This window comes from Flavobacterium sp. Root901 (assembly GCF_001429765.1).
Taxonomy (GTDB): Bacteria; Bacteroidota; Bacteroidia; order Flavobacteriales; family Flavobacteriaceae; genus Flavobacterium.
Window position 1 is genome coordinate 123,089 of sequence record NZ_LMJB01000005.1, and the last position, 26,025, is coordinate 149,113.

19 protein-coding genes are annotated in these 26,025 nt (G+C 34.2%); 8 read left to right on the forward strand and 11 right to left on the reverse strand.

Annotated features, from left to right (window positions below; all coding sequences use genetic code 11):
• Positions 1-103: 103 nt before the first annotated feature.
• A complete protein-coding gene (locus ASE21_RS04250; RefSeq protein ID WP_057121324.1) occupies positions 104-685 on the forward strand; it encodes a tRNA-(ms[2]io[6]A)-hydroxylase in 582 nt (193 codons plus the stop codon).
• A gap of 43 nt (positions 686-728) precedes the next feature.
• Positions 729-3,485 carry an AsmA-like C-terminal region-containing protein gene (locus tag ASE21_RS04255; RefSeq protein ID WP_057121325.1) on the forward strand — a complete coding sequence of 919 codons (2,757 nt, stop codon included), beginning with the start codon at positions 729-731 and terminating at the stop codon, positions 3,483-3,485.
• 80 nt (positions 3,486-3,565) lie between these two features.
• On the opposite strand, the gene ASE21_RS22195 is transcribed toward ASE21_RS04255, so the two are convergent.
• The 4 genes from ASE21_RS22195 to rplU all read right to left on the reverse strand — a co-directional run bounded on the left by ASE21_RS22195 (position 3,566) and on the right by rplU (position 5,720).
• Positions 3,566-4,306, reverse strand: coding sequence for a hypothetical protein (locus tag ASE21_RS22195; RefSeq protein WP_242410220.1), 741 nt, complete (start codon positions 4,304-4,306; stop codon positions 3,566-3,568).
• 8 nt (positions 4,307-4,314) lie between these two features.
• The gene (locus ASE21_RS22200) at positions 4,315-4,857 is read right to left on the reverse strand and encodes a hypothetical protein (RefSeq protein ID WP_242410221.1); all 543 of its coding nucleotides are present in this window, start codon (positions 4,855-4,857) and stop codon (positions 4,315-4,317) included.
• 137 nt (positions 4,858-4,994) lie between these two features.
• Complete coding sequence (rpmA, locus tag ASE21_RS04265) at positions 4,995-5,255, reverse strand: 50S ribosomal protein L27 (protein WP_008466657.1); 261 nt, start codon at positions 5,253-5,255, stop codon at positions 4,995-4,997.
• 24 nt (positions 5,256-5,279) lie between these two features.
• Positions 5,280-5,720 carry a 50S ribosomal protein L21 gene (rplU, locus tag ASE21_RS04270; protein WP_057121326.1) on the reverse strand — a complete coding sequence of 147 codons (441 nt, stop codon included), beginning with the start codon at positions 5,718-5,720 and terminating at the stop codon, positions 5,280-5,282.
• Between the two features lie 272 nt (positions 5,721-5,992).
• Between rplU and ASE21_RS04280 the strand changes: the two genes are divergently transcribed.
• Positions 5,993-7,315, forward strand: coding sequence for a M16 family metallopeptidase (locus ASE21_RS04280; RefSeq protein WP_057121328.1), 1,323 nt, complete (start codon positions 5,993-5,995; stop codon positions 7,313-7,315).
• A 12-nt stretch (positions 7,316-7,327) separates the two neighbouring features.
• Positions 7,328-9,376, forward strand: coding sequence for an insulinase family protein (locus tag ASE21_RS04285; RefSeq protein ID WP_057121329.1), 2,049 nt, complete (start codon positions 7,328-7,330; stop codon positions 9,374-9,376).
• Positions 9,377-9,753: 377 nt separating this feature from the next.
• Here the strand turns inward: ASE21_RS04285 and ASE21_RS04295 are convergent, their stop codons facing one another.
• A complete protein-coding gene (locus ASE21_RS04295; protein WP_057121331.1) occupies positions 9,754-10,620 on the reverse strand; it encodes a DMT family transporter in 867 nt (288 codons plus the stop codon).
• A 103-nt stretch (positions 10,621-10,723) separates the two neighbouring features.
• Here ASE21_RS04295 and ASE21_RS04300 point away from each other — a divergent pair, with 103 nt between their 5' ends.
• Positions 10,724-11,098 (forward strand): heavy-metal-associated domain-containing protein, encoded by a 375-nt coding sequence (locus tag ASE21_RS04300; protein WP_057121332.1) that lies wholly within the window; start codon positions 10,724-10,726, stop codon positions 11,096-11,098.
• A 66-nt stretch (positions 11,099-11,164) separates the two neighbouring features.
• Here the strand turns inward: ASE21_RS04300 and gldD are convergent, their stop codons facing one another.
• From gldD to mutY, 4 genes are read right to left on the reverse strand one after another with little or no spacing between them, the layout of a single operon-like run.
• Positions 11,165-11,725, reverse strand: coding sequence for a gliding motility lipoprotein GldD (gene gldD, locus ASE21_RS04305; RefSeq protein ID WP_057121333.1), 561 nt, complete (start codon positions 11,723-11,725; stop codon positions 11,165-11,167).
• Positions 11,725-13,020, reverse strand: coding sequence for a gliding motility-associated protein GldE (locus tag ASE21_RS04310; RefSeq protein ID WP_057121334.1), 1,296 nt, complete (start codon positions 13,018-13,020; stop codon positions 11,725-11,727). The genes gldD and ASE21_RS04310 overlap by 1 nt, the downstream gene beginning before the upstream one ends.
• A gap of 23 nt (positions 13,021-13,043) precedes the next feature.
• Positions 13,044-13,484 (reverse strand): single-stranded DNA-binding protein, encoded by a 441-nt coding sequence (locus ASE21_RS04315; RefSeq protein ID WP_057121335.1) that lies wholly within the window; start codon positions 13,482-13,484, stop codon positions 13,044-13,046.
• Positions 13,485-13,520: 36 nt separating this feature from the next.
• Complete coding sequence (gene mutY, locus ASE21_RS04320; RefSeq protein ID WP_057121336.1) at positions 13,521-14,567, reverse strand: A/G-specific adenine glycosylase; 1,047 nt, start codon at positions 14,565-14,567, stop codon at positions 13,521-13,523.
• Between the two features lie 139 nt (positions 14,568-14,706).
• Here mutY and ASE21_RS04325 point away from each other — a divergent pair, with 139 nt between their 5' ends.
• From ASE21_RS04325 to ASE21_RS04335, 3 genes are all read left to right on the forward strand, one after another.
• Positions 14,707-14,997, forward strand: coding sequence for an HU family DNA-binding protein (locus ASE21_RS04325; protein ID WP_007805026.1), 291 nt, complete (start codon positions 14,707-14,709; stop codon positions 14,995-14,997).
• A gap of 392 nt (positions 14,998-15,389) precedes the next feature.
• Positions 15,390-16,934 carry a ribonuclease E/G gene (locus ASE21_RS04330; protein WP_057121337.1) on the forward strand — a complete coding sequence of 515 codons (1,545 nt, stop codon included), beginning with the start codon at positions 15,390-15,392 and terminating at the stop codon, positions 16,932-16,934.
• Between the two features lie 146 nt (positions 16,935-17,080).
• Positions 17,081-17,713 carry a hypothetical protein gene (locus ASE21_RS04335; protein WP_057121338.1) on the forward strand — a complete coding sequence of 211 codons (633 nt, stop codon included), beginning with the start codon at positions 17,081-17,083 and terminating at the stop codon, positions 17,711-17,713.
• A 10-nt stretch (positions 17,714-17,723) separates the two neighbouring features.
• Here ASE21_RS04335 and pbpC read toward each other — a convergent pair whose 3' ends face one another.
• A complete protein-coding gene (pbpC, locus tag ASE21_RS04340; RefSeq protein WP_057121339.1) occupies positions 17,724-20,099 on the reverse strand; it encodes a penicillin-binding protein 1C in 2,376 nt (791 codons plus the stop codon).
• Positions 20,100-20,213: 114 nt separating this feature from the next.
• Positions 20,214-25,892 carry an alpha-2-macroglobulin family protein gene (locus ASE21_RS04345; RefSeq protein ID WP_057121340.1) on the reverse strand — a complete coding sequence of 1,893 codons (5,679 nt, stop codon included), beginning with the start codon at positions 25,890-25,892 and terminating at the stop codon, positions 20,214-20,216.
• Positions 25,893-26,025 lie beyond the last annotated feature (133 nt).

The window sequence follows — 26,025 nt, forward strand, 5'->3', positions numbered from 1 at the left end:
GATCATACAAAATAATAACTTTTTTAAGCGTAATCCCTCAATATTTCCTGATTTTTAGCAATAAAAAACACTAATTTTGCAGGAACTAAAATGCCGGGAAATTATGTTGGGATTAAAATTAGCTACAGACCCTCGCTGGGTAAATATCGTGGAGTCAAACATTGAAGAAATTTTGACTGATCATGCATGGTGCGAACAAAAAGCAGCTTCAAACGCCATAAGTATTGTTACTTATAATTCTGAATTAGAGGAATTAGTGACCGAAATGCTTGTTATTGCCAGAGAAGAACTGGAACATTTACAAATGGTTCATGAGGTTATAAAAAAGCGCGGACTTACTTTAGGACGCGAACGAAAAGACCATTACGTAAATGAACTTTTTAAATTCATGAAAAAAGACGGAAGCCGACGCGATGCCCTTTGCGACCGTTTGTTGTTTTCTGCTATGATCGAAGCCAGAAGCTGTGAGCGTTTTAAAGTCCTTTCTGAAAATATAAAAGATGAAGAACTGGCCAAATTCTATCGTGATTTAATGATCTCTGAAGCGGGACATTATACTACTTTTCTAGGATTTGCCAGAAAATATCAGGACAATATTGATATCGACAAAAGATGGAAAGAATGGATTGAATATGAAGGCTCTATCATTACTAATTACGGTAAAAAAGAAACTGTTCACGGATAGTTACCCCTGATACTCTTTTATATTTAATATCACACAATTCACCATGCAAAAAAGTAAATCCAGATCAATCGTATTTAAAATTGCGAAGTATTTCGGAATCACTTTCGCCGTTATTTTAGGATTACTATTTTTAACGCCTATCGTTTTTCAAGATCAGATTAAAGAACAAATTAAAAAAACAGCTAACGAAAGACTAAGCGCAGAGCTTAATTATTCTGATGTTTCAGTTTCTTTTTTTCGTCACTTTCCCTCTTTAACACTAACATTAGACGATTTAAGTCTAAACGGATCGGCACCTTACAAAAACGAAAAATTTATTACGGCCAAAGAAGTATCTTTTGGTATAAATGTCGCCAGTTTAATATTTAGCAAATCTGTAAAAATTGATCAGATTTATTTATCTGATTCCTTTATAAATGTAAAAGTAAATCCAAAAGGAGAAGCCAATTATAACATTTACAAATCTAAGGCAGAAGCTTCAAAATCAACTGACACAACCGAAACTGCTTTAAAATTAGACCGAATTGAAATTATAAACAGTAAAATTATTTATGATGATCAATCGACGAAAGTTCATTTTGACGCATTAGGTTTTAATTATTTAGGAAAAGGCGACCTGAACAAAGCCGTGTTCGATTTATACTCAAAAGCTAAAATTGAAAAACTGAATATTGTTTATGAAAATGAACCTTATTTAATGAACAAGAAAATCGATGCCGACTTAATAACGAAAGTAAACATCAATTCGTTATCTTTTTTCTTTCAGCAGAACAACTTAAAAATCAATCAGCTTTTAGTCGATTTTAAAGGTAAATTTGACATTTTGAAAGACGGTTATAACATGGATTTTGTCATTAAATCTGACAATAGTGATTTATACGATGTGTTTACGGCTTTTCCTCCTAAATATATTACATGGCTTTCCAAAACTGAATTAAAAGGAAACACCAATTTACTTTTTACTTTAAAAGGAAATTACATCGCTTCTAAAAACATTGCTCCCGATTTAAATCTTGACGTAAAAATCGACAACGGATCTGTTAATTATGAGAAAAGCGCCTTTCCTGTATCAAATTTAAACTTAGAAGTTAAAACGAAAGTTCCGTCATTAAATCCGGATCTTTTAACTGTCGATGCTAAAATTTTATCATTAAACATCAATAAGGATTATTTAAAATCTAAATTCTTTATAAAAGGCGCCAACACGCCAGACATTAATGCTGATTTTAAAGCGAAAATAGATCTTGGAAAATTAACCAAGGCACTCGGAATTCCTGATGTAATACTAAAAGGGTCTTTGGCCGGAGACATTCGGGCAAATGGAAAATTTGATCAAAAAAACAAACTGTTCCCAATTACAAAAGGCACTTTTAATTTGGAAAATGGTTATTTAAAAACAAAATATTATCCAAACCCAATTACCAATATCATTATAAAATCTAAAATTGATAATCAAAAAGGAACTTTTGAAGATTTAAAAATTAAATTAAAACCAGCTCAGTTTACTTTTGAAGGCAAACCTGTTTTTGTACAGGCAGACTTGAGTGATTTTAATGATTTAGTTTACGATATTAAAGCAAAAGGAGAACTTGATGTAAATAAAATCTATAAAGTTTTTTCTCAAAAAGGACTGGATTTAGATGGTTTCATCAAAGCCGATTTAGTTTTAAAAGGAAAACAAAGTGATGCAGAAAGAGGAAATTATAGCAAACTCTACAACAAAGGAACACTAGAACTAAGAAACATTGGAATCGCATCTGAATATCTGCCTAAAAAATTTATCATTAAAGAAGGCCTTTTTAAAATCAATCAGGATAAAATGTCCTTCAATAACTTTTTGGCAGCTTACGGTCAGTCAGATTTTAAAATGAATGGTTATCTGCAGAATGTATTCAATTATGCAACAACTAAAACAGGTATTTTAAAAGGTTCTTTTAAAGTTTCGGCTCAATATATTAATGTTGATGAATTTATGTCGAATACTTCGGCAGATGCTTCTGTAGCAAAAACTGAAACCTCAAAACCACAAACTAAAACAGAGGCTAACCAAACAGGCGTTATTATTATTCCATCCAATTTAGACATACAATTATTAGCCAGTGCCCAAAAAGTAAATTTTGATAAATTAAATCTTCAAAATGCGGCCGGACATCTGACTATGAACAAAGGCAAATTGACAATGCAGAATACCGGCTTTAATTTAATTGGCTGCAAAGTTGTTATGAATGCTAATTATCAGGCTGTGACACCTCAAAATGCAAATTTCAATTACACTGTTAAAGCGTCGGATTTTGATATCAAAAGAGCGTACAATGAAATTGAAGTATTCAGAAAAATGGCTAGTGCTGCTGAAAAAGCGCAGGGAATTGTTTCACTGGATTATCAGTTAAAAGGACGTTTAAACGGAAATATGGAACCTGTTTATCCTTCGCTAACCGGCGGCGGAATACTTTCTGTAAAGGATGTAAAAATGCGTGGTTTAAAAATGTTCAATGCCGTAAGCAAGAAAACAAATAACGAATCCATGAAAAACCCTGATGTTTCTAAAGTTGATATCAAAACAACAATTAAAAACAATATAATGACCATAGAGCGCTTTAAATTTAAGTTTGCAGGCTTTAGACCAAGAATTGAAGGAACAACAAGCCTGGACGGAAAACTCAATTTAAAAATGCGTTTAGGATTACCTCCTTTAGGGATTTTCGGAATTCCGTTAACCGTTACAGGAACTCAGGATAATCCAAAAGTAAAAGTGGGAAGAAAAACAGAAGATTTAGAAGAAACTAAAGATACAGAATAGAGAAATTTTAAAATTTCCAAATCTCAAAATTAAAGATAACGGCCTTTGTCAAAGTTTAAAACTTTGACAAAGGTTTTTTATTAGTTGACAAATAAAACTTTAGAAACATACAAAATTCCTTTTCCCATCAGCCACAGCAAAGCCGCTGCTCCAAGTAATTTCCATGCCCTGGTTTTACTAGTCTTTTCGTTAGGGAAAAACGAAAACAATTCTAAATATTTTATCATGATATAAATACTTGTTCCGATTATAGCAAACCATATAACCTCATTTATACGAACATACAAACCGTATAGAAAAACTGCACTTAGAAACAGAACCGTAACAAACTGCAGGTAATAATAATTCCTAAAACTGATTCTGTAGTTCTCTTTTGTTGATAAAATCAAAAACGAAAACAGAAGTAAAGCAGTCAACGCAGATATTACATTATAAAAAATCGGATTCCATTGAAGAACCAGCACTATAACAGCAATAAGCGCAATAACTGTACAACCTCCAAGCGAACTGATACTTCTTGTCCTGCTGTCGCTTTTAAAAGGAAACAAAAGAGGATATAGATATTTCTCTAAAAATCGCCAAAACGGTAAAGCATAAATCGCTGCAATTCCGGATAAAACTATTTCATAATTATAAAAAACATCCTGCGGAACTTTGTACAACACATACAAAAGAGCCTGCGTAAGCGCAAATGCAGGAATGCAGACCGTTTTTACAGTTTCCCAAGGATCTGTTCCCCAAAAATTATGTTTTAATTTAAAAGCATATTTATTAATAAAATATTCTCTTGTAAATATTGCTGTAGACTGACTCCAAAGCAAACATAATCCTATATGGATATAACGGTGCGAAGTACAAATTCCTCAACTGTACAGCCGTAAAATATACAAATTACGCTTATTAGCAGCAATTCATAAGTGAGCAGAACCGGAGAAAACAAAAATCGAAATAAAGGTGCCAGATGTTTGATTAAAAAGTTAATAAGAAGATTCCAATATTTTTTAAACAACGCAATAATGGCGCAGATAGCAATAAATGCTGATAAATAAAACATCCAGTTGGTAAGGAGCTGAGTCTGCATCCAAAACTGAATTGTTGAGTTTTTAGGCGCAGTGTATAAAACCTTAGAATTAGCATAAACCTGCAGCGCTAATTCATCTCTAACTTTATCGCCTAATTTTGGAAATTCGTTTTTATGTTTCAGCCAAAATTGATCTGGATTGAAACCATTTTTTTTCAGAACGGCAAGTTCATACAAAACACTTTTCTGCTCATCATTTAACGAACTTAAATTACTGTTTATACTGTCTGAAACAGGTTTTCCATAAGTACAGAAACCCAGCAGCAGTATAAAATATATTATTTTTTTCAACTTCTAAATTTTAAAATATCAAAAGGATTAAAAATCCTTAACGACAAATATAAGTTTTAAAGTCTTTCAAAAAATACAAAAACAAAAAACCCGATCTTTTCAGAACGGGTTTTTGTAAAAAGTAATCTTTATGATTATTATGCCTCAAATGGAATAATAGAAACATAAGATTTGTTATCTCTTTTCTTTTGGAACTTAACAACTCCATCAACTTTTGCATGTAAAGTGTGATCTTTACTAATGTAAACGTTTTCTCCTGGATTATGTTTAGAACCTCTTTGTCTTACGATGATGTTTCCAGCAATAGCAGCTTGACCACCATAAATCTTAACGCCTAAACGTTTTGATTCTGATTCTCTACCATTCTTCGAACTACCGACACCTTTCTTGTGAGCCATGACGTATGAGTTTAAATATTGTTATTATTCTTTAGTAGTCTCTTTTTTTGCTTTTGGAGCTGCTGCTTTTTTAGCCTTTGGAGCTTCTTCAGTAGCTGCCGGAGCTTCTTCTGCTACAACTGCTTTTTTAGCTGCTGCTTTTTTAGTTCCTCCTGCTGCAGTAATACCTTCAATTACAATTTGTGTAAGATATTGTCTGTGACCATTTCTTTTTTTGTATCCTTTTCTTCTTTTCTTTTTGAAAACGATAACTTTATCACCTTTTAAGTGTTGTAACACTTTAGCTTCTACTGAAGCACCTTCTATAGCTGGGGCGCCTAAAGTTACGTTTCCGTTATCATCTAATAAAAGAACTTTGTCAAAAGAAACTTTTGAACCTTCTTCGTTAGCTAAACGGTGAACATAAACCTTTAAGTCTTTGCTTACTTTAAATTGTTGCCCTGCTATCTCTACGATTGCATACATACCAAATTGATTTATTGATTTTTAAGGTTGCAAATATACAACTAATAATTTACTGTGCAATCTCTTGTTCTAAAAATATTTATTTCCTTTTAAACTCTGTTTTTCAGGCACTTTTAAAGACAACAACAATTTTAAACAGGTGTAAATTACTATTAATTTTAAATGCATTTGCTTCAAATTTAGAAAACCTGCATAAAAAAGGTTACTTTTGATGTAACTATAAACAAATCTTTACTACCAATATTTTATAGGTATAATATTTATTAATCTTTATGAAAAATTCAATAATGATGTTAAGTGCAGCACTAATGCTTGGCGGGGTAGCTCATGCTCAAAAGGTAGCTTTTGAAGAATACAATTTAGATAACGGCATGCATGTCATTCTGCACAACGATCCATCGGCGCCGGTAGTTATTACTTCTGTTATGTATCATGTTGGTTCAAAAGACGAAAGACCGGATCGCACTGGTTTTGCACATTTTTTTGAACATTTATTATTTGAAGGGACTCAAAATATTAAACGCGGCGAATGGATGAAAATCGTTACCGCAAATGGCGGTGTCAATAACGCCAATACTTCTGACGACAGGACCTATTATTATGAAGTTTTCCCTTCCAATAATTTAGAATTAGGTTTATGGATGGAGTCTGAAAGATTAATGCATCCGATTATCAACAAAATTGGAGTTGAAACGCAAAATGAAGTGGTTAAAGAAGAAAAAAGAATGCGTTACGACAATCAGCCTTACGGAAATATTCTTCCGGAAGTTAAAAAGAATATGTTCAAAAACCACCCGTATCGCTGGACAACTATCGGCTCTATGAAAGATCTGGATGCAGCAACACTTGAAGAATTTCAGGCCTTCAATAAAAAATTCTATACTCCAAATAATGCTGTTTTGGTTGTTGCAGGAGATTTTGACAAAGCCAAAGCAAAAGAATGGGTTCAGAAATATTTCGGACCAATCCCAAGAGGTGAGGAAGTTAAAAAACAAACCTTTACAGAAGAACCGATAACACAGCCGATAAAAGCAACTTATGAGGATCCTAATATTCAGATTCCAATGGTCGTAGCATCGTACAGAACACCGTCTATGAAAACAAGAGACGCCAGAGTTTTAGACTTAATCTCTTCTTATTTAAGTGATGGAAAAAGTTCGAAATTGTACAAAAAAATTGTCGACGATAAAAAAATGGCACTTCAGATTGGTGCAGTTGGTTTTAGTCAGGAAGATTACGGCACTTATATTTTGTACGGATTACCGATGGCTCCGTATACCACGGCCGATATTTTAAAAGAAATGGATGAAGAAATCGTAAAAATCCAAACCGATTTGATTTCTGAAAAAGATTACGAGAAATTACAAAACAAATTCGATAATAATTTTGTGAATGCCAATGCGAGCGTAGAAGGAATTGCAGAAAATCTGGCTTCGTATTATTTGCTTTACGGAGATGTAAATTTAATTAATACTGAAATTGATATTTACCACTCTATTACAAGAGAAGAAATTAGAGAGATTGCCAAGAAATATCTAAATACAAACCAACGTTTAATTTTAGATTATATTCCGTCCCCAAAATCGCAGAACTAAGAATATCGAATCATGAAAAATCTACATACTTTTTTAATCCTTTTATTCCTAACTGGAATTATGCAAGCACAAGACCGTCCACAACCAAAACCAGGAAATTCACCTGTAGTCAATATTAAAAAACCTCAAACCTTTGTTCTGGCAAACGGTATGAAAGTTCTGGTTGTCGAAAACCATAAATTACCACGAGTAAGTTTTAACCTTACACTCGACAATGCCCCCTTTACCGAAGGAAACAAAAAAGGTGTCGACGAACTGACCAGCAGTTTAATAGGCAACGGAACTAAAAAAACTCCAAAAGAAGCTTTTAATGAAGAAATTGACTTTTACGGAGCCAACATAAACTTTACATCCCAAGGTGCTTTTGCGAGTTCATTGTCCAAATATTCAGGACGTGTTTTAGAACTTTTAGCCGAAGGTGCTTTACAGCCAAATTTTACGCAGACTGAATTTGATAAAGAAAAAGCAAAATTACTGGAAGGGCTTAAAGCCGATGAAAAAAGCGTACCGGCAATTGCAAATCGTGTTGTTGATGTTTTAGCTTTTGGAAAAAACCATCCTAACGGCGAATATCTTTCTGAAGAAACCGTAAAGAATGTTACACTTGAGGATGTTCAGAAAAATTATGCCACCTATTTTGTCCCTGAAAATGCTTATCTGGTTGTTATCGGTGATGTAAAATTCAAGGAAACAAAAGCTGCAGTTGAAAAACTTTTTAGCGGATGGAAAAAGCAAGCCGCGCCAAAAAATACATATCCAAATCCGGAAAACGCATCTAAACTTCAAATTGATTTTGTTGATGTTCCAAATGCTGTTCAATCTGAAATATCTTTGGTAAACACCGTAAATTTAAGAATGAGCGATCCTGATTTTTTCCCGGCCGTAATTGCAAATCAAATTTTAGGCGGTGATTTTAACAGCTACTTAAATATGAACTTACGCGAACAACACGCGTGGACTTATGGTGCAAATTCAAGCATTGGCGCCGGTAAATATGTAACCAAATTCAAAGCTTCATCTGCCGTACGAAATGCAGTTACCGACAGTGCAGTGATTCAGTTTATCAAAGAAATTAAAAGAGTTCGTACGGAAAGAGTTGATCCTGAAGTTTTAAGAAATGTAAAAGCCGGATATATAGGCCGTTTTGTTATGCAGGTCGAAAAACCTCAGGCTGTTGCCCGTTATGCTTTAAACATTGAAACAGAAAAACTTCCGGCTGATTTCTATGAAAAATATATTCAGACCATAAATAATGTAACTGCAGATGATATTTACCGCGTTGCAAACAAGTATTTTTTACTGGACAACATGCGAATTGTTATTGTTGGAAAAGGCTCTGATGTAATTTCAGGTTTAGAAAAACTTCAAATTCCGATTTATTATTTTGATAAATACGGAAATCCGATTGAAAAACCTGCCGTTAAAAAAGAAGCCCCGACAAACATTTCAGCAAAAACTGTTTTTGAGAATTATATTAAAGCCATTGGCGGAGAAAAAGCTGTAACAACAGTAAAAACTCTTTATATGAATGGTTCTACAACTATTCCGCAGGCACCTACTCCATTGACTTTTATATCAAAATTAGATTCTAAAGGAAAAATGATGGTTTCGCTTTCTATGGGAACTATGAATTTAATGAAACAGGTTGTTAATGACAAAGGTGCTTATATCGAACAGCAAGGACAGCGCAAGAACCTTGAAGGTGAAGATCTTAAAGAAATGAAAGCAAATGCCGCTCCTTTTGAAGAATTACAATTAGTAAAAAGAACAGATTTAAAAGTTGACAGCATTGAACCAGTTAACGGAAGTGATGCTTATGTAATTAAAGACGGTAAAACGACTTATTTTTACGATGTAAAATCGGGGCTAAAAACAGCAGAATCCAAACTTCGCGAGCAAGGCGGAAAATCGGTTACACAAATAACAAATTTTAACGATTACAGAGAAGTAAAAGGTGTAAAAGTCCCTTTTAATTTAGTTCAGAATATTGGTTTTGAATTGGATATCAAAATGTCTGAAATTAAAATTAACGAAGGAGTTTCTGAGGCAGATTTTTTATAAAGGTGCTAAGGCGCTGAGATTCTGAGATTCTGAGATTCTGAGATTCTGAGATTCTGAGATTCTGAGATTCTGAGATTCTGAGATTCTGAGATTCTGAGATTCTGAGATAAAAGCTTTGTCAAAGTTTAAAACTTTGACAAAGCTTTTTAAAAATATAGCCAATGGTTTCAACCATTGGAACATAACGTAATTTACAATGCGTTCCCAAAAGCTGAAACCTTGGGCTATGTTTGATAATCTTTGTGGAATTTTGAATACAATTTACTCCTGCAAAATAAGCCGCCAATCTAATATCGAAGCTCTTTGCGTCCCTTCAACTTCGCTGAGGGTAACAACGGCACGAAACTTATAACTTATAATTCATAACTCAAAAGAAATCATTTTTTAGCCGATAAATAAACGCCAATCAAAATAATAAAAGCACCAAAAAACTGAATTGGCGTAAGCATTTCATTATCTAATAATCCCCAGAAAAAGGCGACTATTGGAATTAAATACGTAACCGAAGTTGCAAAAACCGGAGACGATATCTGAATTAATTTAAAGAACAAAACATTTGCGATTCCGGTTCCTAAAATACCTAAAATCATGACGAAGAAAATAGAATGCTGTGCTGCTTCAAGATTTATTCTCTGCGGAATATCGGTTGTGCTTAAAATCAATAAAGCCGGAATAAGCAATATGGCAAAATTTCCTGTGGTGATGCTGAGAGAATTTAAATCAGATAAATATTTCTTGATTAAATTTACATTTACAGCATAACTAAGTGTCGCAATAACAACCAAAATAACATAATAATAATTTTGCCCTGGATGCGCAGATGCACCGCTTAAAACTAACAGCATACAGCCAGCCAAACCAACAAAAACACCTAAAACCTGTCGTTTTTGAAATTGAATCCCAAAAATAAGAATACCTAAAACTAAAGTATTTAAAGGTGTCAGTGAATTTAAAATGGCTACTATGGAGCTGTCAACTTCTGTTTCGGCAATTGCAAAAAGAAAGGCCGGAGTAAATGTTCCAAATAAAGAAGTTACAGCAACAAATTTCCATTGGCGGCGGGAAATCTTTTTCAGACTTTTAAAACCAACAATCAATAAAAAAACTGCTGCAAAAATGATTCGGAAAGAACCAACCTGAATTGCTGTTAAACCAACCAGTCCTCGTTTAATTAAAATAAAAGAACTTCCCCAAATTAAGGACAATACCAGCAAGTAAGCCCACTTTAATTGTTTTGCATCCATAAAAATTATTTTACTGCAAATTTGTACTATTTTTATGAACTGACCTCTCGTTTTTTATTAATTTTGCAACCAAATACGATTATTCAATTAAAAATCATATATAATGAAATTTACAAAAATTATAGCTTCATTAGCCATTGCAGGTCTTGTATTTGTGAGCTGCAAAAAAGAAGAAGATAAAAATCTGGCGAATATAAAAAGCATAGAAACTCCTAAAGAACAAAAAGCAATTGCACCGGAAAATGTACAAACTGCAAGTTTTACAATCGAAGGAATGACTTGTGCAGTTGGATGCGCCAAAACAATCGAAAAAGAATTATCAAATCTTGACGGTGTTGAAAAAGCCGCGGTCGATTTTGACAAAAAAACAGCAACTGTAACTTTTGACAAAACGGTTCAAAATCCTGAATCATTGACCAAAATTGTTCAGCAAACCGGAGACGGAAAAACATATAAGGTTTCGAATTTTAAATCTTAAATCTTAAATTTAAACTTTACCAAAACAAAAACGGCGCTCAGATTGAACGCCGTTTTTGTTTTATTTTTATTTCCACTTTAATGTCTCCATTAAACGCTGCATATCATTTTTAATATAACTTGCGGCCGGCATAATAGAATCAAAATTGGGTTTTGCATAAAAGTAAACCGATCCTGTTATAAAATGTCTTGTACTGTCGGTAACATAAAACTGAGAGTTTGTAGCGGCGTTTCCATCAACCTGATAAAACATTCCATAGACTTTCTTTTCCGGATTTAAGTAAGGCTGTTCCAGAATATCATCGGCTTTAATTACGTGTTCGTAAGTAAGCTTTTGAGCATCTTTCAACAACTTTTCAATATCGCCGTGTACAGGCTTATAAGTCAGGTATATTGTCGCTTTCATTTTTGGGTACGTAATCGCAAATCCGCATTCTTTCTCACCTTTAATAACAGCGTCTTCGTTCATTTGAAAAGTAAACGGGCAGGTATTTTCAAAATTGACATACTTTGCTTCCGGATAATCTAATCGAAGGAAACTTGCCGGTTTTGGCAGTACTTCGTCTTTACAGCTTATAACTGTTAAGGTTAGTAAAATTACCGCAGCCGAAATTATCTTTTTAAACATTATTCTATTGTTACTTTAATTTGTTTTATGCGCTTTTTATCAACGGTTTCAATGGTAAAAACACAATTTTCAAAAGCGACTTTTTGATCTTTTTTAGGGAAATTACCCAAAATTTCCAGAATAAATCCTGCCAGCGTTTCTGCCTCACCTTTGTGTGATTCAAATACATCTTCATCAACATCGACAATTCTATAGAAATCTTTGAGGTTTATTTTACCTTCAAAAAGAAAATTCTTTTCATCTATTTGCGAAAAATTCAAATTCTCATCGTCAAATTCATCACTGATATCTCCAACTATTTCTTCAATTACATCTTCTAAAGAAACCAATCCGGAGGTTCCGCCATATTCATCAACCACAATTGCCAAATGGCTTTTTAAACTTTGAAAATCCTTTAACAAATTATCCAGTTTTTTATTCTCGGGAACAAAAAAAGCTTCTCTAATTAACGATGTCCAGTCAAAATCGTCTTTATCAATATGCGGCAGAAGGTCTTTAACAAACAAAACGCCTTCTATCTGGTCAATATTATCTCTGTAAACAGGAATTCTTGAAAATCCTTTTTCGATTATTTTAGGATAAATTGAGGCAAATGATTCTGATATTTCTAAGGCAAATATATCAATCCGCGGACTCATAACCTGCTTTGTATCAGTATTACCAAAAGAAACAATTCCTTCTAAAATTTTTTGCTCTTCAGTTGATGTTCCTTCAGAATCTGTTAATTCTAAAGCCTGAGAAAGCTGATTGATCGAAAAATTATTTTTTTGTTTTCCTAATTTATTGTGCAAATATAAAGTAACACTCCGCATTGGCAAGCTTATTGGCGAGAGTAATTTATCTAAAACAGAAATGGAGTAAGCAAAACGTTTGGCAAATTTTATATTGTTTCGGGCTGCGTATACTTTTGGCAGTACTTCGCCAAACAATAAAATCAGAAAAGTAACCAGAATTACTTCTAAAATGAATTTTAAAACCAGAGATTCAACAGTGGCAAAAATATTTCTTCCGATAAAAGAGAATAAAATTACAACTCCGATATTTAAAAAGTTATTGGCTACTAATAAGGTCGCTAAAAGTTTTTTGGGCTTATCCAAAAGGTCAGAAATAATTTTTCCTTTTGAGACATTTTCCTGAAGAGTATCATCAATATCTTTTTGAGATAAAGAAAAAAGTGCTACTTCGGCACCTGAGACAATTGCCGATAAAAACAGCAAAATAAATATTCCGACAAAACCAATTATTAAATTGGTGTCTAAAGTTGTATTAAATAATAAACTGGGCTCCGGGTCCAAATTACATAAGATTAGTTAAACAATCAAAAAGGCAGATCATTTATTGGTAAGCCTTCGTTTGGTGCATCAAAGTTAGGGTTTTTTGCTGATTCCTGATCGTGATTTGGTTTATGACTTGCAGTTTCTTTTTTGGTAGTCAGAAAAGTAAATTCTGTAACCTGAATTTCTGTCGTATATTTTGTCGTCCCATCTTCAGCCTGCCATTGCCTTGATTTAATGCGTCCTTCAATATATATTTTATCTCCTTTAGAAAGGTATTTTTCGCAAATTTCAGCAGCTTTGTTACGCACAACCAAATTATGCCACTCTGTCGACGTTATTTTCTCATTGGTCGTTTTATTAATATAAACTTCATTTGTAGCCAGCTGAAAACGCCCAATGCAGTTTCCTCCATCGAAATAATGCATTTTTACATCATCACCTAAATGACCAATAAGCATAACCTTATTTAATGTTCCATTCATAATTAATAGCGGTATTTCTACCAAAGATACATTTTTTTAGCAATTTATTTCCTGCTTTTCTATAAAATTATAAATTACAATTGGAAAAGGAAAACTTTTTAAAGTTTTTAAATCAATTCCATTTTCCAGTACTTCATTGATTTTTATTTTCCAAAACTGAATATGAAGATGCTGATGCGAAAGTTTATGGATTACCGTCGCTTCACTGCAATCTTCTATACTTAATATAGTATACGATGGAAATATATCATTTTTTACTGCTTTTGAAATATAATCAAAATCAACAATTTCATTAGTTTCTAAAAGGGGAAACTCGTATAAGTTATGCCAGATTCCTTTTGCTGTTCTTTTTTGTACAGTAGTATTTTGTAGAGAATCTTCCAAAATCAGGTAATTAAAAAATCTATTGGTTACTTTTACCTTTTTAGATTTTACCGGAAGGGCATCTACTTTCTTTTTCTGCAAAGCCAGACAGCTGTCATTAAAAACACAAACCATACAATTAGGACTTTTTGGGACACATTGCAGTGCGCCAAACTCCATAATTGCCTGGTTAAAAATTGCAGGATTATCTTTTGGCATTAATTCATAAGCAAGTTTTGTAAATTCTTTTTTTGATGCCGGCAGTGCAATATCAGATTCGATATCAAAATATCGGGAAAGCACCCTAAAAACATTTCCGTCTACAACAGGAACCGCTTCATTATAAGAAAAAGAAGCAATAGCTGCCGCAGTATATTCGCCTACACCTTTTAAATTTAAAAGTTCTTTATATGAAGGAGGAAAACTTCCGCTCAGATCCTCAGCGACAAATTTTGCTGTTTTATGAAGATTTCGGGCACGGGAATAATATCCAAGTCCCTGCCAAAGTTTTAAAACTTGTTCTTCAGAGGCATTTGCCAAATCAAAAACCGTAGGAAATTCCTTTGTAAATGCAAAAAAGTAAGGCATTCCTTGCGCAACTCTTGTTTGCTGCAGCATAATTTCTGAGAGCCAAATTTGGTACGGATCGGCGGTTTTTCGCCATGGAAGATCACGTTTATTTTGTAAATACCAATTTATCAGTGTTTTATGAAAATCCATCGTTAAATCCTTAAAATGCAAAAGTAAATGTTTATGTAATTAAAATTTAACGAATTAGCTTGATTAATTATTTTTTTAATTCCTATATTTGCAAACTCAAAAAAATAGTACACCATTTATAAATAAAATAGGAAAGAAAATGACGAAAGCAGATATCGTAGCGAAAATTTCAGAGAAATTAGGTCTTGAAAAAGGAGATGTTCAAGCAACAGTAGAAACTTTTATGGAAGAAGTAAAAACTTCTCTAGAAACAGGAGACAATGTTTACCTAAGAGGTTTTGGTAGTTTTATTGTAAAAACCAGAGCTGAAAAAACTGGTAGAAACATTTCTAAAAACACTACAATTAAAATTCCAGCACACAACATCCCTGCTTTTAAGCCTGCAAAAGTATTTGTAGAAGGCGTAAAAACGAACAACGAAGCAAAATAATACTATTAATTAACATAAAATCTGACACGATATGCCAAGTGGTAAAAAAAGAAAGAGACATAAGGTAGCGACGCACAAAAGAAAAAAAAGAGCGAGAGCTAACCGCCACAAAAAGAAAAAGTAGTTTTAAACTACTTTTTTCTTTTTAAACGTTCATTGAAATTGGAAATTAGTCTCAGTATACAGTCTCAGTACTCAGCTTAATATTTAAACTGAAAACTGTCACTGAAAACTGCAAACTAATATCCTCCGGGTATAATACCTGTTTAAATATTGTTTAATCCATCTGTAGATAAGATTTTAGACTTTAGACTTTAGATTTTAGATTTTATTGAATCTATGCTCTTCTCTCTCTTTTCTATTTTCTGAAAAAACAGATAAAAATTTACAGTGTGAATAAAGAATTAATCATTAGATCTAGTTCTGATGCCGTAGATTTTGCCTTATTAAAAGATGGAAAACTAATTGAATTACACAAAGAAGAAGAGAAAAGCAACTTTCAGGTTGGTGATATTTTTATTGCTAAAATCAGAAAACCAGTTGCTGGACTTAATGCTGCTTTTGTAAATGTAGGCTTTGAAAAAGATGCCTTTTTACATTATCATGATTTAGGACCAAACTTAGCTTCTCAGCTGAAATTCATAAAACTTGTAAGCGCAGGTAAATTAAAAGATTTCTCCCTAAAAACCTTTCAGTTTGAAAAAGAGATTGACAAAGATGGCATCATTACTGATATTTTAAGTGCCAATCAATCTGTTTTAGTTCAAGTAGTTAAAGAACCTATATCGACCAAAGGCCCAAGAATAAGTGCTGAGCTTTCATTGGCTGGAAGATTTATTGTTCTGGTTCCTTTTTCTGACCGCGTTTCTATTTCTCAAAAAATAGAAGACAAAAAAGAAAAGGATCGTCTAAAAAAACTTGTTCTATCGATCAAACCTAAAGGATTTGGTGTTATTGTTCGTACAGTAGCCGAAGGCAAAAACGTAGCCGAATTAGAAAAAGATTTGCAGAACCTGCTTGGCAGATGGTCTGCAATGTGTAAAAAATTACCAACTGCTCATCATCCATCAAAAGTATTAGGAGAGCTTAACAGAGCTTCTTCAATATTAAGAGATGTATTTAATGATACCTTCAGCGGTATTCAAATAGATGATGAAGAGTTGTACCACCAAACGAAGGAATATCTGCAGGAAATTGCACCTTCAAAACAATCGATTGTTAAGTTTTATCAATCAAATGATACTCCAATTTTTGAGAAATACAATATAGAGAGACAAATCAAAACTTCATTTGGACGAACTGTTTCAATGAGTAAAGGTGCTTACCTTATAATCGAACATACTGAAGCGCTGCACGTTATAGACGTTAACAGCGGAAACCGTTCGAATAAAGCAACCAACCAGGAAGACACGGCCATGGAAGTTAATATGATTGCCGCTGCAGAGATCGCAAGACAACTTCGTCTGCGTGATATGGGCGGAATTATCGTAGTTGATTTTATCGATATGTCTAATCCCGAAAACAGGAAAGTCTTGTTCGACTTCTTGCGAGAAGAAATGAGCGACGATAAAGCAAAACATAAAATATTACCGCCGAGTAAATTTGGTTTGGTCCAGATTACAAGACAGCGCGTAAGACCGGAAGTCAACATCAAAACCAGAGAAGAAGATCCTAACAATGAAAATGGTGAAATTGAAGCACCAATTTTAATTATTGATAAGATTTCATCTGATTTAGACCGACTTCTTAAAACCCACAATAAAGTTGTGTTAAATACACACCCGTTTGTGGCTGCATACCTCAGCAAAGGTTTTCCATCATTACGTTCAAAATGGTTTTTTGAACATAAGAAATGGGTGAAAATCATACCTCGTGACGCTTACACGTATTTAGAATATCATTTCTACGACAAAAAAGGAAATGTTATTACAGAATAAAAAACAAAAAACCGCCTTTCGCAAGACTGGCGGTTTTTTTGTGCCCAATATTTCATGCCTTATATTTATACTAATAAAGCTTTTAGAGGATTTAGAAAATAACGCAAGTAATTATTTTTGTAACTCATAAATTTAATTTTCAACAAATGTTCATTAGGCTGCATTCGTGCTTTTTATTTATAATTCTTTTTTTATTTTCTTCAAAAATATCAGCACAAAATGATACCGTTTTGGTTGAGAAAAACTGGAAGCAAATTGAAGGTTTTTCAACTGGTGAAAATCGCAATCATTTAATAAATACCGCAAAATGGTACGGTGAAAATAACCATGAATCGCATTCACAGGATTTTAATTACAAACAATCTTACCATCATAATAGTTTTCAATTTCCCGAATCACTAATCCTGAATTTATCATATTCTTATGCTGAAAGAAACCAATTTACGGCTGGTTTGGAATACTGGAAATGCGGATCAGGTACGACCAAAGCTTTTTTAGGAATTGGGTATGGCATAACTGGTTATAATAACAAATATTACGGATTACCTGATTTACATCTTTCGATAAATAGAAGTTTATTGTTTATTAAAGCCGGAACTTCAAACAGACATGCCTATGCATTAGCAGGAATATCTGCTTTCAATATGGTGGATTTGGGAATTGGATACTCTCTGCCTTATAGCAATATAAACAACCCTGTAATTAAGGGATTTACTTTTGGAGCTGCTTTTAGAATAACTAAAAACCCTGATGCTTACCAAAAATTAAAAATAATGTAAGCATAGTTTTTTATTCCCTCACAATTTCAATTTTTCTTCTGATTTCGTTGCCGGAAGCATCTACAACTGTAACATAATGTATTCCGGTTGTTGGTGTTATGGGTAATTCATGAAACGTTTTGGTTGTAGCTTTATAAACATCGTCAACATACCAAAATAATTCCTTATCTCTTTCAGAATAAGCAACTTTTAAAATCACTGGCTGTACTTTGCTGTTAAAATCTTTTGTTAGATAAATTTTACTGTTTGCTTTTGGATAAATAAAATCCATTGTTGTTGTTTGTGTTCCCTCACAGCCTTCTTTAAACGGTGGAAGAGGCAGATATTCGATATGCTGGCTTTTGTAATACCACGCCATAACCGGAGGCAGTACAAACCAGTTTTTAGTTACAATATTTTCGACACTTTCGCAGCTGCTGTTTACCTGAAATTGTTCTGTCTTATCTAAATGTATTGTTTTATGATACGGACAAACTTTTGTTGATTTTCCTTTTTTAGAAACCCATTGCTTAATTTTTGGGCAGTTTTCTTTTGCCAGATAACCGCTTAAACGACATACCTCAACTTCTTCCAGATCTTTATACGGAGTATCAAACCATCTTTGTGTTGGCAGTAAATTAAAAACATCGAACAAAATTGGCGCAGCACTCGTGACTCCTGTTAAAGTCGGCCTTCCTTCTCCGGTTGCATTTCCAACCCAAATTCCGACAACATATCTTGAGTTTGTCCCAATTGCCCAGGCATCTCTGTTCCCAAAACTTGTCCCTGTTTTCCATGCAATTTTTAAAGAACTGTCATAAAATTTCCATGCTTCATCGCCTTCCGGTCTGTTAACTTCTTCCATTGCATTGTAAGTCAGCCAGATTGATCCGGCACCCAAAATATTCTTCTGATCAGTTTCTGATCCAAAATCAGGTTTAAAATCGTTTTTATAATTTAATTCTGTAAACTCATTTATTCTGTATTTGCTTTTATTTTTAGTGTAATAATTTAATGTAGAAGACAAATTTGCATAAGTCCTGCACAAATCCCATAAATTACTTTCTGCACCTCCTAAAATAAGTGACAAGCCATAATGATCAGGAGTTTTATTGATATTCTTTAATTTAAATTTTTGCAGTTCTTCATAAAATTTATTTACTCCAAAATCCTGGAGCATTAATACCGCAGGAATGTTCAGCGAGCGTGACAAAGCCCTATGTGCCGGAACAGCACCATCAAAAGTGAGATTAAAATTTTGAGGCGTATATCCGGAAATTTGTGTAGGGACATCTGCAACTAATGTATTGGGCAGCAATTCGCCATCATCCAGCATTGCACTATACAAAAGCGGTTTTAAAATACTTCCTGTGCTTCTGGGAGCGTCAATAATATCAACATCTTTTTGATGATCTGCATCAGCTGGTGAATTTCCAACATAACTCATTACATTTCTGTTCTGCACATCAATTATCAAAATAGCCAGATTATGAACTTCATTTTGCTTGTATTGATTGTAATAATATCTCGCAATTTGATTTACCCTGTTTTGTAAGGTATAATCGATGGTAGTTTTTACGCGGGTTCCTTCTTCGCTTTTAGCTACTCTCTGCAGTAAATGAGGAGCGATTTGAGGCAGGTCATACGGTTTCTGCGGAAGGGGTTCTTCTATCGAAAGTTCATAAGTCTGCTTGTCAATTATTCCTTCCTGATGTAATTTTAAAAGAAGCCTGTTTCGTTTATTTAATAATTTTATCTGATTTTTTCCCGGATAAATTAAACTTGGCGCATTTGGCAAAACAGACAAAACGGCATTTTCAGCCCACGATAACTGATTCGACTGCACTCCAAAATAGCGCCACGAAGCCATTTCTAATCCTACAACATTTCCTCCAAATGGCGCATGTGCTGCATACATTTCCAGAATTTCATTTTTTGAATATCCTAACTCTAATCTTGTAGCGAGAATAATTTCAATTAATTTTTCAAAATAGTTTCTGTTTTTTCCTTTTCGCGATAACCGAATAACCTGCTGGGTTAAAGTACTTCCTCCCCTAACTACTTTTCCTGCTTTTCTGTTTTGTTTAAAAGCATTTATCATTGCAGCCGGATTAAATCCCGGATGTTTATAGAAATATTCATCTTCAAAATAAACAATACATTTTTTAAACTTATCAGGAACGCTGTCCTGGGCAGGAAACCGCCATTGTCCGTCTCGTGCAATTTTTGCGCCAAGCAATTCTCCTTCTTTGCTTTCTATAACAGTAGAATAAGGTTCTTTAAATAAAGTTCGGGGTATCGAAAAATAGTAAATCAGCAAAAGCAGAAATGCAATTGCTGATTTTATTTTATTTTTTTTTATCCAGTTTATGATGCGCTGGAAAAACGCAGTAAGTTTATTTTTCAAAGCTTAAGATTTTAGCCTACTGATTTCACAGATGAAACGGATTTACACAGACATTTTTAAATTACTCTGCGAAAACCTGTTTCATCTGTGCGATCCGTAGGCTATTTTTCATTCTTATTTCACAACCTCAACCCAGAATCCTTTTGTTCTCGCTAAGAATGTATTATCGTACATAGCTTCGCATTGTAATCCAGGCAGATAATAATTTCCTAAATAGGATGCGTTTAACAGAATTCGGAAGACTTTAGTTTCTCTGGACTGCATTCCGAAATAGAAATTAGTTCTGTCATCACGAATATCAATATAATCGGCAGTATTGTTTACCGCATCTCCGTAATCTGTAAAACGTGTATTTACAATTTCGAATCCAGAAGGCAGAATTTGAGATAAAGCGACATTTTGAATACTTTCATTTCTTTGGTTTTTAACAGTAACCTCGGCAATAAATTCTGTTCCCTGACTAATTTTTGAAACATTGATAACACTTCCTTTTCTGTTTTTGAAAACGATACTTGCAGAAACATCACTCTGGACAGCATTTTCCTGACCGATTGGTAATATACCTGTATTGAGCACGCGAACATAAACTGTATTGTTTTTAAGGTTTTTTAGTGTAATACTATTTGCTCCGCTCGCTGCAGACAAACTGCGGTCTGCAATTGTTTTTTGCGTGTTTATAGTTTCTCCTTTACCATTTTTGTTAAACTGAATATTGATTCCTTTTGGGCCGTTACTAATTGCAAATTTTGACATTGAATACAAACAGTAAGCAGTTGTCTGTGTACTCATCCATTGATTTGCAGACATTTGTTTGGCTAATTTTGAAGCCATTACAAATGCTTTTTGCTTTTGTCCTAAAAGCAGCATTGTTTCTAAAGCCATTGCCCTATTTCTTTCGTCTGAACCATAATAGTAATAATTATAGTCATCAGAAACATCAATACTTGTTTTTAAGAACAAACTTTGTCCGGCTGATTTTTGACCTGCCAAAACATAAGCAGCAGCTAAACGAAGCATACTTTCGTTAGAAACACCCTTTGTTTCCCTCAATCTGTTCATCGAAGATAAATCGGCATTTCCTGCCAAAGCCAAAGTGTATAACCTGTAGGCCTGCGCCAGATCGTTACCATATTTTCGTTCAAAACGCCATTGTTTGGCTTCTTTCTGCTGATAAGAAAGCCATTTTGATTTAAAATTAATTGGCAGAACATATCCTTTTTTCTCTGCTTCAATTAAAAAATGTCCGGCATAAGAACTGCCCCAATCATCTGCTGCTGCATCTCCCTGCCAATAAGACAATCCTCCGTTTGCTAATTGAAAATTCCCTAATCTGGCAATTCCTGCGGCGATATTTTTTTGAATTATATCTTTACGTCTGGTGTCAATATCAGCAACATCTGCTAAAAATAATTGTGGAAAAACAGACGATGTTGTCTGCTCCACGCAGCCATGCGGGTATTGAATAAGAAATTGCAGTCTTCCATTTAAATTCATGGAAGGCATAGACGAAACCTCCAGTCTTGCTTTATTACTTCCAGCCACACCAAATGTTTTCCACGAAAGTGTTTTAGTACTGTTTGGCGTCAAAATAATATCTGTAAAAGTACTTGTAACCGGATTTGGGTTCGTCATATCAATTTCAACATCATAAGTCGATTTTTCGTTTCCGGATGTTGCAATAACCTGTACTTTGGCAATTCCGGTTGCAGATCCTACGGCCAAATTAAAATAAGCCATTTTTTCGTCCGGCTGTGCAAAATTCAGTTTCTGTACCGTACTTCCTATAACTTTTAATCCGCTGCTTGTTTTTATCTGAACCAAAACATTTTTAATCTTGTTTTCTGTAGCAAAAACAGTAACCGGAATAGTCACTTTTTCCGAAGGAGAAATCTTTCTTGGCAACGAAGCCAAAACCATCAACGGACTTTTAACCGGAGTTGCTTTTTCAACACTTCCATAAGCACTTGTCGCTGCATCTCCTGCTACAACCATAGTTCGTACTGAGCCGATATATTTTGGAAGTTTTAATTGATGTGATTTTGTTTCTCCTTTTTCTAATTTAAACGGTCCATAATACAATACTACCGGTTTAAATCGATTTGCTTTTTTAGCTTTTCCGCCGCCTAAATCCTGATCTCCACCAATACTGAAAATCTGATTTATCTTTCCTCCGTAAGCACCAATTACATCATCGTAAATATCCCAGGTTTTTACTCCTAAAGCTTCTCGAACGTAGAAACTATCCCATGCATTTGGTGTTTTAAAACGGGTTAAATCCAAAAGCCCTTCATCGACAACTGCAATGGTGTAAGTCATTTCCTTACCTGATTTTTCTCCAACTTTTACAGTAAATGGCTGTTCTGGTTTCAGGACATCAGGCATGTTTATGGTTGGTGCCAAAATCGTATTTTTATCTACAACTTCAATTGGCACGATTCCGTACATACGAATCGGTGAATCGTTTTTAGTAGAAGCATGAGGCTGTAACAATGTGATATTAAAATAAACGTTTGGTGCCATTGCTCCCGTAATTGGAACTTCTACTTTCGTTTCTCCTTTTTTTGTTTCTGCCCAAATTGTCTGTATAACCCTTGATCCGTTTTCAATAGAAATCAAAGCGCGTCCGCCTTCACTTGAAGGGAAAGAAATTTGTGCTTTTTCGCCAACAGCATAATTCTTTTTATCTGTAGAAAAAACCAACATATTGGCTGTTGAAGCGTCTCTGTTACGCGTTTTTCCAGACCAGATTGGCCAGTCTATATTTGCCGTCAAAGCAGCAGCGTGCCCGTCGTTTGGATCTTCAACCCTAATCAGGTAACGTCCCCATTCTTCATCGGTTAAGGTAAATTGAAAACTTCCTCTTCCGCCGGAATCCGTATTAATTGCTAAAGTTTTATAAGCAGTTGTAGAGTTCGATGAATTATAGTTTGACAAATTATCGCTTGAAGAATCCCACCACCATCTCCAGTCTACTTTATAAATCCTTACTTCCAGATTTCTAACGGCTTTTGGTCTTCCGTTTTCATCGACAGTAACCACTTCAAAACGATTATTCGTTCTGGTTTCAAGCATGTTGTACTTGTTTAATTCAGGAGATTTTATTCCCACATATGTTTTATATGGCGAATAAGTCGTCGAGATCACATCTGTACTAAAATCTCCGCCTTCTTCATACACTTTTGTAATAAATGAAGCACGCAGCATTCCGGGCGCCTGACCTTGTAATTTTGGCTGAATATTTACGGCTGCTTTTCCATTTTCGTTTAATTTTCCGGAGAAAACATTAATTTCCTCTGTACTAAACTGACGTACTAAATCGTCAAAAGTATATTTTTCATATCCTTTAAAAGTGGTGCTTTGCTGTGAAAACTTAGCCTGCATTTCTACATTCAGGTTTTTAGCAATTGCTCCGTGAAGCCAGGTTACTTCAAGATTGTCCGTATTTGGGTATGATGATGAAAGTGTTTTTCTTGTAAATGTGTTTTTGATTTTTAAACGATTTGGTTTAATCGTTTCAATCTTAATGCTTTTGTAAAATTTGGCACCGCCGACGCTTACCATTGCTTCCCAATTTCCTGTTGGTGCGTCCTGATTTGTCGGCACTATAAATGCGTAGTGATTTAAGTCGTTTGTTTTTTGAACAGTTTGATAAACTGTTTTTCCATTCGGATCGTTTAATCTGAATTTAATTGGATGTGATTTTGGAAGTTTATTCGCTGCATCATTCAAAATAAAAGACAAATACAAATTATCTCCGGGACGCCAGACACCTCTTTCTCCATAAATAAATCCTTTTAAACCTTTTTGTAAAGTCTCTCCGGCAACATCAAAATTACTGACAGATAAAGAAAGTCCGTCATCCAGTTTCACATAAGTCGATTGGTCGCCTAAAGACACAATAGCAAAATAGACGAATTTATCCAGCTGAAACGATGCAATTCCTTCACTGCTTGTCGCCTCTGTTCCAATTTTTTGCTGTTGAAAATTATACAAATCAACTCTTGCATTCGATATCGGTTCTGTGGTAACAATATTATTTACAGCAAACAAATACGATTTGTTTTCGCCTCTTTTTGCAATAACTCCCAAATCTGATGCTAAAATGTTAGTGGCAATTTTCGCATTATAATAATAAGATCCTGAGCAGGGATTCTGGCTTTCTCTCCATTCATAATCATCATAATAATAATCGTCGTAAGAGTTACCGCTGTAGTTTACGTCATTTTCATCAACTTCTTCTTCCTCTTCATTACCTGAATCATCATCAGATGTTTCGCATTTATAAAGCGAATATTTCTTTTTATACTCAAACTCAACTCTGTAAATCGCTCCCGGTTCCGGTTTGATAATTTTAGATAAATCTAAGGCATATGTATTCCATTTTGTCAAATTGACAAGTGTGCTTTCTTTTAAATTCAGCGTTGTTTTGGCAATGGGCTGCGCTACTTTTTTGAGGTTTTGTGCGCCGTTTAGTTCATTATACTGTAAGAACTGTAATATATTGTTTTTGTAAATTTTATAAACCTTTACATCAACTGCACTTAAATTTACGGCTTCGAAATTCAGTTTTAAATTATTGGAACTAGGCAGAATTGTTCCGTTTTTAATAAAACGGACATTTGGTTTTATCTGGTCAAAAGATATTTTTTCAGAATAGTTTGCTTCCATTTTTTTGCCGTACTGGCTTTCAATTCCCTGAAAAACTTCCAAAAGCAATTCTCCTGTTATCACCTCTTCCGGAGCTTCATCGGGAACAACTTCCACTATATCTTCTGCCGGAGCTTCAACTGGAGCGGAGGCAGCAGAATCGACAACAACTGCGGCAGAATCAACTGTTACAACTGCAGATTCTTCCGCGACAACAACTGGCGCAGGTTCTTCTTTTTTGGGCGTGGTTTCATTTGTAAAATATACTTTTAGTAAATTTCCCTGTGTAGAAAACTTTAAATTATTAGTGTTCTGAATCGAAACCAATCCTTTAAAATCCTGCCCTTTTTCTAAAGGTTCAGAAAAATTAATCAAAACCGACTGATTGTTTCCGTCCGGAACTTCAACCTTTACAATTTTAAATTCGTTTATACTCGTAACCGGAAAATCTATTAGTCCTTTCTGATCGATATCAAAATCATTTCCATCGTATAAAATTTCAAGATTTGATGCTTCAGAAAAGCGCTGGATACTGTCAATTATAAAACGGAATTCCTTTGCCGGACCAGACACTTTGTCAAACTTAATTTTAAGATTACTGCCTTTTTGTTTGGCTTCAACCAGTTTTTGAGCAGTTTGAAGATCAATATTATCGGCTGTTTTCAAAACACAGTTTAAGTACTGATATTCTTTACTATAGGACTGAATATCACCAGTATTAATGGTAAAATCCTGTTTTATCGTTTTAACCGTAAAGTTAAATTTAGAAAGCGTTTCCTCTTTTTCTTTCGGAATTGCTGTCAGCTTATCTAAGTTTAAAGTAACCTGATATTCTGTTCCCGGTGCTAATTTTTTCTCTGGAATAAATGCTATCGTATTAGTAGAAAGTGCCACTACTTTTCCGTGTACACTTGGTGAAATATCAAACAAATCGTCGTCTAATTCCTGATTGGGTTTCCAGTCGTTTTTATCGAATGCCAAAACAACCCGAATATCAGAATCGGAAGAAACGATTCCGCCTGTAAAGCTGGTTATGTACTCTTTAAATAATGAAAAATCGGAATTGAAATCTGCAGCCGATTTCCTGCCGCAGGATTGAAAAATAAAAAACACAAAAAATACGAGAACTAAACCTTTTGCTTTCACTTTTATTTAGAGTTAATGGTTAACAAACTAGAATTTAATACGATTTACCGTTAAAGCCAATAACAGCAAAATCTGATTTTAAATTATGTTAAAAGTAAAATTTTTTTACAATCTTTTAAGAAGAAAATTCGCT